This window comes from Acinetobacter sp. CE-15, from assembly GCF_051059255.1.
In the GTDB taxonomy this organism is placed as follows: Bacteria; Pseudomonadota; Gammaproteobacteria; order Pseudomonadales; family Moraxellaceae; genus Acinetobacter; species Acinetobacter guillouiae.
In genome coordinates this window covers 4,254,736-4,268,734 of the sequence record NZ_CP192737.1, presented here as the reverse complement: position 1 = coordinate 4,268,734, position 13,999 = coordinate 4,254,736, and the positions used below count along the sequence as shown (strand labels likewise).

The window sequence follows — 13,999 nt, the reverse complement described above, 5'->3', positions numbered from 1 at the left end:
TAATTTAGCACGCTTTTGCTTTTAGCGTCTCATTAATTGAAACTGGCATAGACATTCGACTAATACGAGGAAAACCAAATTGCATACGTAATTCACGAATGATTTGCGCAATTTGTTTACGATTATTCACCACGATATTCACATAGGTTTTATCTTCATGAGAGCGTACTGATTCAACCCCAGTTTTTGCTTTACGACATAAGTAAATCAATTCTGAAATTTGCTCATCGGTTAAAATAAGATCAATACTCAAATAAGCATTAAAGTTCACATCGTCTTCTTCTTCCGATGTCCATTGTAAGGACATGATATTTTCAGGATGTAAATGTTGTTCATGCAATAAGTTATGACAGCGTGCACGATGCACAATTAATCCACGACGGGATAAATGTCCTTGAATAGGATCTCCCAAGACTGGGTTACAACAGTGTGCATATTTTACATCGACACCATCTGTACCTTGGATGAGACGATTTGAAGCATGTTCTTCAGTGGCTTTAGATTGGGCAAATAAATGGTTAGCGACCAGTTGTGGTAGTAGGTCTCCCACTGCAATTTGCTCAAATAAAGTGTCTTTATCGGGCACATGACGCCACTCTAATAGATCTTTCCAATCCGCTTCGGATAAGTCTTTGGTCGAGCGATTAAACAGTTTTAAAGCACGATTGAGCGCTTGTTGCCCCACTAGGCGTTGTTCATCTGGATCTTGATCTCGCAAGATATTTTGAATCGCACGGCGCGCTTTTTGGGTATTAATAAAACTTAACCAGTCTGGGTTTGGTGTTGCCAATACATCGGTAATGACTTCAACCACCTGACCACTGACTAAAGGTGTTGAAAGTGGTTTAATTTCACCATTAATTTTAGCACCCACCGCATGGTTGCCTAAAAATAAACTCGCAGAATACGCAAAATCTACTGCTGTAGCACCTTGTGGTAATTCATGTAGCTGTCCATGTGGAGTGTAGACCCAGATCTTCTCTTGATGTAAATAATCAAGTAGATCGCTAAATGTGGTTTTTGCACACTCGCCACCGACAAGAAGATCTAAATTCTTCATCGATGCTTGAATCGCAGAGCGACAAGCTTGTGGTGCATTTTCACCGAGAACCACACCAAAGCGCGCAGCTTTACGCATCAGCTCTGTTTGAATGGTTAAGGACAAGGTGGTACGTTCACCTTTGAGTTTGATCATTAAAGACTGATTTCCGCCTGGTAATGGGCGACGGATATGGTCTTCATAGTCGATGACTTGAAAATTCTCACGTAAGGCATCGACCAAACGGTCACAATCGGCAATGCTTTGTAAAACGATTTCAAAAGCATGGCTATGGGTGAGTTCCTGTAAGTCGATTTCATTTTTTACAAAGTGCCGTAAGAGTTCGATATTGTTGTTTTTCTTTTTGATACGCCCTTGAATATTATAGTTATTCAGTAACTCAGCTAAATTTTGTTCCCAAACCGATTGGTATTTACAGCGTTCTGGTTTGGTTTTGAGTAAATTCTCTTGTACATCATTGTACATATCGAGATCTAGGTTTTGATAGCACAGATGTTCTAAGTTATCTGCCATCTCGTTCATACCGACAAGCCGTGCCATAGGAACAAAGATATCAAAAGTTTCTTGTGCGATGCGTGCACGTTTATCTGGCCGTAGAGCCCCCAGAGTCGTCATATTATGATAACGATCGGCGAGTTTGATAATAATGACACGCGGGTCTTGTAAGGTGGCTTGAAGAATTTTACGGAAAGACGCAGCTTTATTATATTCTTTATCGCTGGAGTGGCTGAGTTTGGTGACCCCATCGACCAATTCAGCCACGGTTTTACCAAATTTTTCAGTGATATCTTCTTTGGTAAAATCTGTATCTTCAATCACATCGTGCAATAAGGCTGCCATGAGCGTTTCGGCATCCATACGCATATGTGCCAAGATACAACTCACCGCAATCGGATGTAAAATATAGGGTTCACCACTTTTACGTGTAATACCATCATGCGCAATATCAGCATAATCACAAGCCACAAGTACTCGCTCGACATCACTTGGTTTTAAGTACGCGTCGATAATTACATTCAACTGTTGCTTGGATTGGCTGACCTGTTGGCCTGGCATAGAACACCTATCTTAAATTACAAATTTGAAATATTTTTCCTAATGCTTTAATGAAAAGCATATTGAGCCGCTTGTCAATTTCTAGACATCAAATATATCTATTTTTTTTAACAAATATTTTGAATTTTGTCGATTGATTGGCAAAACTTTTTGCAAAATAATTGAAATAAAAAAGCCTAGTTGAAAAACTAGGCTTTTTTCAAAGACTTAGCTTACTGAAAAGAAAAACCTTCAAGATTAAGATTGTTTGCTGATAAAGCAAGGTCAAGACTAGACGTTTGGTAATCTTGATCACGTTGCTTCAAGATATCTTTAGTCACATGACCAATCGCAATTTCACGTAATGCAACAACAGTCGGCTTGTCATTGTCCCACTCAACAGTTGGTTCAATGCCTTGACGTGCCAATTGACGCGCGCGTTTGCTTGCCACTAGTACAAGCTCAAAGCGGTTGTCTACATGGTCTAAACAATCTTCAACGGTTACGCGTGCCATAAGAATTCTCGTTTGAATACAAATTTTTTAAATAGACTGTGCAGTATAAAATGCTTTCATCATAGACTCAAGTTTTAATCGAAGCTTATTTAAAAAGCATTTAGATCATAATTGTTTAGATCTAAGATTGTGGTGTAATCAGTTTGGTAATTAAAGCCTGATGACGATTTGCCTGTTGATCTATTTTTAAGCGATTGGCATTAATAACAGATTCTAAATCATGTAACGCTTTATTGAAATCATCATTGATGATGATGTATTCAAAGTTGACATATTGTTGCATGTCTTCCACCGCACAACTTAAACGATGTTCAATAACTTCAACAGAGTCAGTACCGCGATTTGAAAGGCGCTGACGTAAATCAAACTGCGTTGGAGGAAGAATGAAAATTTGTTTAGATTCAGGAAAAAGTTTACGAACTTGCTCAGCACCTTGCCAATCGATCTCAAGTAGCACATCATGGCCTTTCGCCAATTGGTCTTTTACAGTTGCTTGCGCAGTACCATAATAATTACCAAAAACTTCTGCATACTCAATAAAACCGCCTTGATTGACTTGATCGAGAAAGTTTTCTTTAGAGGTAAAATGATAATGAACACCGTCGAGTTCGCCAGGTCGCTGACCACGAGTCGTATGTGAAACTGAAACGTGTAAATTGCTCACACGCTCAAGTAGCGCTTTAACGAGAGATGTTTTGCCTGTTCCTGATGCCGCAGAAACGACAAACAATAGACCCGACATGATATTTTTCCTGATATGATAAAATATCTTCTCTATTTTAGAGTAGAGCGAAGACAAACAAAACTGTTTTTACACATTGTTTGTGTTTAATCGATAAAATATATCCAACCATTGAAGTGAGCATTGAGGGTTTTATGGAAATTGTATTGGCTAATCCGCGTGGATTTTGTGCAGGTGTAGATCGTGCAATTGCCATCGTCAATCGTGCACTTGAATGTTTTAATCCACCTATTTATGTCCGTCATGAAGTGGTTCATAACAAATTTGTGGTTGACGATTTACGTCAGCGCGGCGCAATTTTTGTGGATGAGTTAGATGAAGTGCCTGACGATAATATTGTTATTTTTAGCGCACATGGCGTTTCAAAGGCGGTTCAACAAGAAGCTGAACGTCGTGGTCTAAAAGTATTTGATGCAACTTGTCCATTGGTCACTAAAGTACATATTGAGGTCACGAAATATGCACGTGAGGGAACCGAAGCAATTTTGATTGGTCATGAAGGTCACCCGGAAGTTGAAGGGACCATGGGGCAATATGATAAAAAGAATGGTGGTGAAATTTATCTGGTTGAAGATGAAGAAGATGTCGCTTCATTAACAGTACATCATCCTGAAAAAATAGCATTTGTGACCCAAACAACTTTATCTATAGATGATACGGCCAAAGTGATTGATGCTTTACGAAATAAATTCCCTCAAATTCAAGGGCCTCGTAAAGATGATATTTGTTACGCCACGCAAAACCGCCAAGATGCTGTACGTGATTTAGCAACACAGTGTGATGTGGTGTTGGTGGTTGGCTCTCCAAACTCATCGAATTCAAATCGTTTACGTGAGCTGGCTGAACGGATGGGGAAACATGCCTATCTGATCGATAACGCAGATGAATTAAAGCAGGAGTGGTTTAACGTCAATCATAAGATCGGCGTTACAGCAGGGGCATCTGCACCTGAGATTTTAATTAAACAAGTAATTCAACGGTTACAGGACTGGGGTGCGACAGCGCCACAAGAGTTAAATGGTCGTGAGGAAAACATCACATTTAGTTTACCAAAAGAGCTACGGATTCATGTAACGCAAGCTTAAATTTAAACTTTATTTTTTAAGCAGATAGCTGAGATTTCAGTTATCTGCTTTTTTATGCCTTTTATCCAACTTGTATTGGTTTTGTAAGTATTTAAGTTATGATTTTTAATAGGGTAGCGTTTTGTTGCAATGGGGGGAGCAATGCAAAAAAATCGAGGATTCACCTTAATTGAGTTGATGGTGACGATTGCTGTTTTGGCGATTGTTGCGTCGATTGCAGCGCCTTCTTTTTCAAAGCTCTTAGCAACCTATCAGGCGAATAAAAGCAATGAAGAGTTAATGACAGCACTAAAAGAAGGGAAGAGTCGTGCATCATCAATGAAAATGTCTGTGATCGTTTGCCCGAATAAAGATGGCTCGAATCAGGAAATAACAAAGACACTCTGTTTAACCAAAGCAGGAGTTAGTACAGCCAATGTTTCAAATTTCATTGATGCAAAACGTGTCATTTTAGCCAATATTGACAAGGCTGTTAGTGTTGGTGGTGACTTATATGTTGTTTTTAGTGCTATTGGGTCATCACTTGATAATGTGCCAAGTACCAACCTAAAGGCAAGAAAAATAACAATATGCGGTAATAAGGAACTCACCGAAATAACAGTGTCCGTTATCGGAATTGTATCCTCTGAAAAGAATGGAGCATGCTCATGAAGAATAAGAAGAATCAATTGGGTGTGGGGCTCGTTGAAGTTTTAGTTGCCCTGGTTTTGCTTGCGATCGGGGTTTTGGGATTTACTGCTTTACAGTTAAGGGCTGTAGATGCGACTAGTGAAGCACTTACAAGATCTCAAGCAACACTAATTCTGAGAGGCTTAACAGAAAGTATTCGGGCCAATCCTAATGGTCAATCTAGTTATCCTGCTGCTGTAAAAGGGTATATTGGTGTGGGAGAAAAGTCTCCGAAAAAAAAATGTTTTAATGCCACATGTACACCAGCAGAAATGGCTGATTATGATTCATATTTGGCTGCCGATGCAGCATCAAGAATCGGGATTAGTATTACAATGACAGATTGCCCAGGTGTAGGCAGTACAATTAAAAGGCAATGCTTATTCGCTGCTTGGGATGAAACTGCATCGAAGTTAAAAGCAAGTGATTATAGTGCTTGTATGAGTAGCACAGGAACGTATGTGTTTACTGCAAAATGCCTAATGATGGAGGCATATTAATGAGATTCATGACAAAGCACGAAATAATGGGACCTCAGAAGGGTTTCACACTCATTGAATTGATCGTTGCTCTTGCTATTGGTCTTATTATTAGCGCTGCAGCTTTGCAATTGTTCACTGGCGGTTTAATTACGGCAAAAATGCAAGAAGCAAGTGCAGAGTTACAGGATAGTGGGGTGTTCGGTGTCGATTATATTGCTAGAGATATCCGTCTCGCGAATTTTGGAAATGTAAATAATCCAGTGTTAGATACAACAACACCCAATGGTGGAATTATTTTTACCAGTGGAGACCCAGCTTTAGGCAAGGCAAATTTACAATTAAAAGATGTAAGTGCAGGATTGTTAACAAAATCAGGAGGTCCTACTGGGGCGAGTTCTAGTAGTGATCAACTCACGATTATGTTTCAAGCACCCAATAAAATGATGAACTGTGAAGGTAGAGAAGTACAGGCTAGTGAGTATGTTATTCAGCGTTATTTCTTAAGGACAGATAATGGCAACTTGGCATTGGCTTGTGATGCAAATACCCCAGGAAGTAGTGTCCCTTCTATTGCCGGATTAAATGATTCAAATAATGGTGAAGTGATTATGCCAAGAGTGGATCTTGTTAGATTTTACATCGGGGCAAAAGTGGGAAACAATTTTAGCTATTACACTATTGAGCAATTTAAGACAGCGGTAAAGGCGGCGTCCTCTCCAAACATCCCTAGAGTTGTTTCCATTAGAATGATGGTTTTGGTGCGCTCTAAAGATCCAATAACAAATAAAAATATAGATCCATCTAAAGAAAGTTTTAATTTCCCTGATGGTGACGTGACTTTGACGGATAAAAGTACCAAATATTTACGGCGTTTATATACAACAAATATTGCATTAAGAAATGGCTTAGGAGAGAAGATTTATGAAACATCGAACTAACCTAAGCAAGCAGAAAGGGTCAACGATTATCGTTGTTATGATGATGTTGTTATTTTTAACAATAGTTGGAGTGATGGCGATTAGGACCTCTATGACGACATTGAATATTGCGACAAATGCGCAAATTGGTCAGCTTTCAAGTCAAACAGCAGATACACCGATCAACCAAGTTTTTTTAGAGGATCTAAATAAACAAGTGAATCTTTCAAGTGTTATTGGTAAGGCTTTGAAAGATGCAGATACAGAACCCGGTAAAGAATATGTATTTTGCTATAAACCTAGAGTGAGTACTCGATTTGGCTCAGTTACATCGATGGCTGTACTTAGAAATACGAGTTCTGGTGTTGAGTTGGTTGAGGGAAGTACAGATAGTTTTTGTAATTTAACCACTGACTTTGGTAGTGCAAGACGAGGGGTAGTTACACAGGTTTCTATTAAAATTCCAACAGATACCGCTGATTTACCGCCTTTGGCATTACTCGCAAAAAATATTAATGTAAGTGGCGGACAAACAATTCCACAAGGGGTAACTGAGCAAAAACGTATTCGGATGACGACAGTAGCAGTGATGCCTATTTATGCTAAAAACTTGTCTGCTGCTCAAGCATGTTTAAAAGAAAATGTGAATGACAATTTAGATGCGGAATCTAGTGCTAAACAAACAACAGCACAATGTCTCGTAAATCTTGGTATTCCAGTTAACAGCCAAGTCCAAGAGTTTAATTTGCAAACATTTATAAAGATGGTTAAAGCACCAGTATAATGATGAGGAATGTAAAATGAAATCTAAAAAGCTTACGGCCTTATTGAGTTATGCAGGCAAGCAAAAAAAATTAAATTTAGGCATGGTTGGATTTACAACGTTTGTTGGTACATTCCTGATAATGTCTTCTGTCACCCAAGCGAATGATTTACAGATTTATGCTGCACCTACGGCAGGAAAAAAGACGCTGGTGATGATGTTGGATACATCGGGTAGTATGGGGCCCGCGAATGGCAGTGGATTCAGTTATAGGGATGATTATGGTTTAAATTGTGGAATAAGTTATACACAGACGGCTTTAGCAACCTTAACTACAAGTTTATCGGGTCTTTCTAATAATAAAGCATATCGAATTAGTTCAGGAACAACTCCTAGTTATGAACGTAACTTTTGTTATGTATCCCCTTCTGCTGCAACAGCCGCCGTTAAAAATGAAGTTACTGGGTGTGATCCAATAAAAAATTCGAGTGGAAATATATCAGGCTACCAATGTTTAGATCGATTAACTCGTTTAAAAGATGGAATGTTTACTTTCTTAAATAGTGATGATGCTTCATTAAGGCTAGTTCGTGTTGGTTTAGGAAATTATTCTAGCAATGGGGATGGTCGTAGTGGTCAAATTTTAGTGCCTGCTAAAGAGCTAGGAGCGGTGAATTCTTCTCAAAGAATAGCATTAAAAAATGCGCTTAAAGATTTAACAGCTTACAATGGTACACCTACCGCACATGGATATGCAGAAGCAGCAGCATATTTAATGGGAACGAATACTTTACAATCAATCTACTTAAATAATGCTCCTTTCTTCTTTACATATAGAGATTACTGGGGAAGAACTATTTACAATCAATGTAATAGTTGGAATAACGCGGGAACAAACTGTAATTCTTGGTATACAGTGAATTCTATCAATACAAGTGGTTTAACAGCTCAATCATGTACTATAAATGGTAATAGTGGTACATGTTATAATAAAACAGGTACTGTTTTATTCTCAAATAATGATAGTGGATTTACAAAATCTGCTGATGATACAAAAGTTGCTGATAATACAACATACGAGTCGCCACTCCCCGCTGTTGAAGATCGGCAAAGCTGTGATGGGCAAGGGGTTTATATTCTTTCAGATGGAGCTGCGAATACAACAGATGACACTAGATCAAGTAACTTAATGTCTTCTGCCCTAGATACATTTGGTAATAATTTTAGTTGTGCTGGGGGGCTTGCTGATAACTCTGACGGTGGTTGGCGTTGTATGGGAGAATTTGCAAAAAAATTATTTGATAAAACTAAAAATCCAACAGGTGTTTCTATTCAAACTGCATTTGTTGGGTTTGGTAGTACCATGGATAACTTAAACAATCAATATGTAGAAAATGCTTGCAGACTCAGTTCCCGAACACAGGATGAACGTACCTCAGATGACCAATGTTCTCCTACAGCACCAAGTTATAAAACAAGTAAACCAGGGTATGGTAACGGTGGTTTTTTCATTGCAAAAGAATCTGATGAAATTACCAATAGCGTTATTCAATTTATCGATAATTTAGGGAAAAATCCAATTAGCCCATTATCAACGGGAGCGATTTCTGTTCCTGTGGATGCTTTAAGTCCGCAATCATTCCAACCTTATGGATATTTGAGAGCATTGGAACCAAAACCAGGGACTCAGAATATTACTTGGACTGGGAACTTGAAAAAATACAGTATTCAAGGTGGCGCTTTAAAATCAGGAAGCAACTTTGTTTTCCAAAGCAATGGATTACTCAATCCAAGCTCTCAAGATATTTGGAACAGTACCTCTCTAACTGATGGTGATGGTGTTACAGCGGGTGGCGTCTATTCAAAAATTAAATTGCCAACACTCGCTAGCCCTAACGGTTATAGACCACTTTTTTCAGATGTTAAGAGTGTAGCATCAGGAGGGGCAATTACTTCCACAGATAAAAATTCAGATTTATTTTTAGTCACTCAATCTGCCACCACCGCAACAAATTTACTGGACAAGTTTAAGACAGACAGTAGGTTAAAGAATTTAACATTAGATATTCAATTAAAATTATTAAATTATCTAGGTTATAACTTAAGCCTGAGTGCGACTCAGCTTCCGACGACTTTAGATACACCAAGAGATGCTTTTACATCAATGGGTGCGAGTATTCACTCTTTTCCTGTACAAATGACCTATAAAGGAACGTTAGATGCGGATGGTAATTTAAAGTCTACACGTGATCAGTCTGTGCTTTATGGCAGTATGGAAGGTGCTTTGCGTATAGCCAATTCATTGACTGGTGAAGAGCAGATGGTTTTTGTCCCTACTGAAATTTTGCAGGACAGTACTTTATCAAAAGCGCTGAGGAAAGGTGAGTCAGATGTAAATGGTGTTACACAAGGGATAAATGGGGCATGGGTTGCTGATTCAGATTATAAAGTAACTGGTGGAAGTGATACAGATACATCAGTCGTAGCAAATAAGATGAATGTATACGGTGGTATGCGTATGGGAGGAAAAAGCTATTATGGCTTAGATGTCCTTAATCCAAGCGCACCTAAATTACTTTTCCGTATTCTTGGTGGGGCAGGTGACTACACTCGTATGGGGCAAACTTGGTCTAAACCTGTACTAGCCAATATTCGTTATAATAACCAAATTACCCGAGTGATGATTGTGGGTGGTGGTTATGATATGTGCTATGAAAATCCAAGATTTAAATTGAACTCATCAAATTCCAATACAGATTATCCATCTACATCATGTAACAATAAAGCACAGGCAGATGGTAATGCAGTTTATATTATCAATGCAAAAACGGGTGAGAGAATTTGGTGGGCAAGTAATTCAGGTGCTAACACGAATAATGCAAATATGACCCATAGTATTGTTAGTAGAATCAGTACTTTGGATCGTGATGGGGATGGCTTAGTTGATAATCTTTATTTTGGTGATTTAGGTGGGCAAGTATTTCGTATTGATTTAAATAATGCCAAAAATACTCCAGTCGCATCCTTTGGAAAAAGAGTTGTTCGTTTAGCAAATCTTGCAACAAAAGCCGATGGAACAAGTATTACAAATGGAGATCAATCTCGTTTTTATCAACCACCAACGTTAACTGTACATGATGAGGCAGGCTCAACATTTGTTATGGTTGGTATTGCGTCTGGTGATCGTAGTACACCATTGGATGTTTCACCAAATAAAGGTCGTGAACTCATGCTGCCTTTAAATGAGTTAACTGGACGCCCAACCAATAAAGTTTATGGATTGATTGATCGTGATATTGCAGATAGTGGATTGATTACGGGTACAAAAGATGCTCAAACAGGTGCTTATAAAGACATTGATCTAAAATCAGTTGACATCACCTTGAAATCTTTAAAGGAAAATCCGCAAAATATAACAGGTATCATTTCTTCGACTTTTTTCCCATACGCTAAAACAGGTATGCAGGGATGGTATCGCTCACTCTCTAGCGATCAGAATGGAAATCCAGTATCTGGACGAACTGCGGGAGGCGTGAAAGCATTTGAAGAAGAACCTGTAGCGATGACGGGAAGATTAATTGTTCCAATTTATGATCCTGAAGGTACAGGTATTGTTGATAAACAGAATCCTTGTCAACCTCGAATTATTGGTGAAAGTAATACTCAACAGTTCTGCTTGCCATATGGAGCCTGTTTGGATTCAAAAGGTGTTGTTGATTGGAGTCTTGAAAAGAGTACTGGTTTTCAGATTGTAGATGGTAAGAATCAAAATGTCTTGGGACCAGGTATACAAGGTATTACTTTTGGTCCAGATGATACTAGTGGTGGAAATAATACAGGTAGTAATTGTGGAGCCTTAACTTTGCTGGGTTTACAACAAGGAAAAGGAAGATGGGAGTGTAATAAGATTTTAAACCCAATCCGATGGTATGAAAAATATGTTGAAGCTAAGAAGAATTAGTCGATATGGAACTGTGACAAGCCAAACTTGTCACAGGAACACTTATGGTTTTACATTAATAGAACTAATGGTTGTCATTGTTATCATTACAATTTTAGCTGCTATTATTTATCCAAACTATCAGGATCATGTTCGGAGAGCCGCCGCTGCCCAAGCTCAACAGGAAATACAGAAAATTGCAAATCAGTTGGAGATATTTAAATCTAAGAATCTCACCTATCAAAATTTTGATTTAAAAGATTTATATAGCTCTAGCTCGTCAGACGAGATTTCGACACCTGTTGGATCAACTGGAGATATGGTTAAGTACAAAATTACCCTCAAAGATCTATCCGATCCAAGTTTATCTCTTACAAATTCTAGTGCATCGGGATTTGGTTGGGCAATCAAAGCTGAAAGTACAGATGTTAAAAACTATAATCTACTTATGACGAGCGAAGGGCTTCGTTGTAAAACCAAAGACAGTGTTACTTTTACAGCTTGTACGGGTAGTGAGATTACATCATGGTGAAAGTATGAAGCAGAAAGGATTTACATTGGTTGAGATATTAATTGTTGTAGCAATTATAGGAATTTTAGCTGCAATAGCTTATCCGTCATATCAAGAATATATTGTTCGAACAAACCGAGTTGATGCACAAAGTGAAATGCTTCAAATTGCCCGAAATTTATCCAATTATAAAATGGCGAAAGGGACATTTAAAGATGCCAAATTGGAAAATGGAGCATTTGAAGAAGATTATCCAAGTGTTGGAGAAGCAAAATATAAAGTTAAATTAGAAGTTTCTAAAGATAATTTAACTTGGTCTTTAAATGCTGCTCCAATAGCGGGTTCTCAGCAAGCTGGAAATGGTGATGTCGGATTAGATAGCCAAGGCCAAAAATGTTGGAGCAAAGGTACCACTTGCACCCTCTCCGCAACCACAAACTGGGACGGCAAATAAAAATTAAATTCAAAATTGTGGATAAATAAAATTTGATCTTTCTTTCATGACAAAGATAACGTAAAATATTGCCCTCTATGAAAGGGGTTTGAAATGTATCGATGGTCGGTACAAGGATAATCCGTAAAAACTATAAGGTTCTATCATGGTTGTAATTCGTCTAGCACGCGGTGGTGCTAAAAAACGTCCGTTCTATCAAGTAATCGTAACTGATAGCCGCAATGCGCGTGACGGTCGTTTCATCGAACGTATTGGTTTCTTTAACCCTACAGCTCAAGGTAAAGCAGAAAAACTTCGTTTAGATGCTGACCGTTTTGCTCACTGGGTTGCTCAAGGCGCTCAACCGTCTGAACGTGTTGCTTCTTTAGCTGCTCAAGCTAAGAAAGCTGCAGCTACTGCATAATTAAATCTTTAATTAGGCAGTAAGCCCATGACACCAGCACAGAATGTGCCCGAAGATCGTATTCAGATTGGACAGCTACGTTCAGCATATGGATTAAATGGGTGGCTCTGGGTCTATTCCAATACAGAACCTATGAGCAACATATTTGACTATCTCCCTTGGTACATTGAGACCAAAGCAGGTTGGCAAATTGTAGACGTAAAACGTTGGAAACCACATGGTAAAGGCTTGGTTGTTTCGTTGAAAAGTGTGAGTGATCGCACTGCAGCAGACAGCTTAGTTGGCGCGAATGTTTGGATTTCAAAATCGCAACTGCCTCAAGCAGGCGTGGACGAGTATTACTGGTCTGATTTAAAAGGTCTAATCGTATTAGGTCTGAATGAAGAAGAACAGGAAGTAAATCTTGGTCAAATCCACGAATTGTTTGAAACAGGTGCCAATGATGTCATGGTTGTTCGCGCAACAGCAGATAGCATCGATGGCGAAGAGCGAATGATTCCATGGCATAAAGATGTGGTACAACGCGTTGATCTCGAAGCTGGTCGTATCTATGTCAATTGGGGCGTAGATTTCTAATCCGATAAGGATTGGCGCAGCAGGAAAATAGAGGAGTCTGCGATGTTTTTTGCAGTCATTACGCTTTTTCCTGAAATGTTTGAAGCGATTACAGCGTACGGAATTAGCGGGCGAGCGGCAAAGCGTGACATTGTACAAGTTCATTGTATCAATCCGCGAGAATTTGCTGAGGGTAACTACAAACGAGTGGATGAACGTCCATTTGGTGGTGGTCCTGGTATGGTGATGATGGCTGAGCCGTTGGCAAAAGCAATCCACCATGCAAAAGAGCTTGCAAAGCAAGCAGGTGCAGTTCATGTTCCTGTGGTGTATATGTCACCACAAGGGCAGACCTTAAATGAACCTGCAGTACAACAATTTGTTGAATATGACGGATTAATTGTGCTGTGTGGACGTTATGAGGGAGTTGATGAGCGTTTGATCCAAAAATATGTTGATCAGGAATGGTCGATTGGAGATTACGTATTATCAGGCGGTGAACTCCCTGCGATGGTTTTATTGGACAGTATTATTCGACGTTTGCCGAATACCATGTCAGATGAACAATCAGCAGTGCAGGACTCATTTGTGGATGGTCTTTTAGATTGCCCACAATATACCAAGCCAGATCATTTTGAAGGTTTGGATGTTCCTGAAGTACTTAAGTCAGGGCACCATGCCAATATTGAGAAATGGCGGTTTTTGCAACGCTATCAACGCACTTTAGAACGCCGACCTGAGTTGGTGGAAAAAGTTGAGTTGACCAAGCAGCAAAAAAAATGGCTAAAAGATGAGCGAGGGTAGGCAAGCATTGATCATGTTTGTTTCAACGCACGTCAGAAGCTGTACTTCTTATTAGTAATACAAC

The 13,999-nt window shown here is 39.1% G+C and carries 14 protein-coding genes; 11 read left to right on the top strand and 3 right to left on the bottom strand.

Going from position 1 to position 13,999, the window contains the following annotated elements; all coding sequences use genetic code 11:
* Positions 1-4: 4 nt before the first annotated feature.
* The 3 genes from ACQ7EO_RS19615 to gmk form a co-directional block, all read right to left on the bottom strand.
* A complete protein-coding gene (locus tag ACQ7EO_RS19615; protein WP_004718304.1) occupies positions 5-2,116 on the bottom strand; it encodes a RelA/SpoT family protein in 2,112 nt (703 codons plus the stop codon).
* A 212-nt stretch (positions 2,117-2,328) separates the two neighbouring features.
* Positions 2,329-2,610 carry a DNA-directed RNA polymerase subunit omega gene (rpoZ, locus tag ACQ7EO_RS19610; protein WP_004718302.1) on the bottom strand — a complete coding sequence of 94 codons (282 nt, stop codon included), beginning with the start codon at positions 2,608-2,610 and terminating at the stop codon, positions 2,329-2,331.
* Between the two features lie 121 nt (positions 2,611-2,731).
* On the bottom strand, positions 2,732-3,352 hold the full coding sequence (gene gmk, locus ACQ7EO_RS19605; protein ID WP_034617459.1) for a guanylate kinase: 621 nt from the start codon (positions 3,350-3,352) through the stop codon (positions 2,732-2,734).
* A 134-nt stretch (positions 3,353-3,486) separates the two neighbouring features.
* Here gmk and ispH point away from each other — a divergent pair, with 134 nt between their 5' ends.
* The 11 genes from ispH (at position 3,487) to trmD (ending at position 13,935) form a co-directional block, all read left to right on the top strand.
* Positions 3,487-4,437, top strand: a complete 951-nt coding sequence (ispH, locus tag ACQ7EO_RS19600) for a 4-hydroxy-3-methylbut-2-enyl diphosphate reductase (protein WP_096732771.1) — start codon at positions 3,487-3,489, stop codon at positions 4,435-4,437.
* A gap of 141 nt (positions 4,438-4,578) precedes the next feature.
* Positions 4,579-5,088, top strand: coding sequence for a pilus assembly FimT family protein (locus tag ACQ7EO_RS19595; protein WP_434278457.1), 510 nt, complete (start codon positions 4,579-4,581; stop codon positions 5,086-5,088).
* On the top strand, positions 5,085-5,606 hold the full coding sequence (pilV, locus tag ACQ7EO_RS19590) for a type IV pilus modification protein PilV (protein ID WP_034617453.1): 522 nt from the start codon (positions 5,085-5,087) through the stop codon (positions 5,604-5,606). The genes ACQ7EO_RS19595 and pilV overlap by 4 nt, the downstream gene beginning before the upstream one ends.
* A gap of 8 nt (positions 5,607-5,614) precedes the next feature.
* Positions 5,615-6,526: a PilW family protein gene (locus tag ACQ7EO_RS19585; RefSeq protein WP_434278454.1), complete on the top strand. Its 912-nt coding sequence runs from the start codon at positions 5,615-5,617 to the stop codon at positions 6,524-6,526.
* The gene (locus ACQ7EO_RS19580) at positions 6,510-7,289 is read left to right on the top strand and encodes a pilus assembly PilX family protein (RefSeq protein WP_434278453.1); all 780 of its coding nucleotides are present in this window, start codon (positions 6,510-6,512) and stop codon (positions 7,287-7,289) included. Before ACQ7EO_RS19585 ends, ACQ7EO_RS19580 begins: the two co-directional genes overlap by 17 nt.
* A gap of 82 nt (positions 7,290-7,371) precedes the next feature.
* Complete coding sequence (locus ACQ7EO_RS19575; RefSeq protein ID WP_434279638.1) at positions 7,372-11,229, top strand: pilus assembly protein PilY; 3,858 nt, start codon at positions 7,372-7,374, stop codon at positions 11,227-11,229.
* The gene (locus ACQ7EO_RS19570) at positions 11,207-11,740 is read left to right on the top strand and encodes a type IV pilin protein (protein ID WP_419335493.1); all 534 of its coding nucleotides are present in this window, start codon (positions 11,207-11,209) and stop codon (positions 11,738-11,740) included. Before ACQ7EO_RS19575 ends, ACQ7EO_RS19570 begins: the two co-directional genes overlap by 23 nt.
* Before the next feature lie 4 nt (positions 11,741-11,744).
* Positions 11,745-12,173, top strand: a complete 429-nt coding sequence (locus ACQ7EO_RS19565) for a type IV pilin protein (protein ID WP_434278450.1) — start codon at positions 11,745-11,747, stop codon at positions 12,171-12,173.
* A 145-nt stretch (positions 12,174-12,318) separates the two neighbouring features.
* Positions 12,319-12,576 carry a 30S ribosomal protein S16 gene (gene rpsP, locus ACQ7EO_RS19560; protein WP_004718284.1) on the top strand — a complete coding sequence of 86 codons (258 nt, stop codon included), beginning with the start codon at positions 12,319-12,321 and terminating at the stop codon, positions 12,574-12,576.
* Positions 12,577-12,603: 27 nt separating this feature from the next.
* Entirely contained in the window at positions 12,604-13,152 is a 549-nt protein-coding gene (gene rimM / locus ACQ7EO_RS19555; protein ID WP_004718282.1) for a ribosome maturation factor RimM, read from the top strand.
* A 42-nt stretch (positions 13,153-13,194) separates the two neighbouring features.
* Positions 13,195-13,935, top strand: a complete 741-nt coding sequence (gene trmD / locus ACQ7EO_RS19550; protein ID WP_004818651.1) for a tRNA (guanosine(37)-N1)-methyltransferase TrmD — start codon at positions 13,195-13,197, stop codon at positions 13,933-13,935.
* Positions 13,936-13,999: the final 64 nt, after the last annotated feature.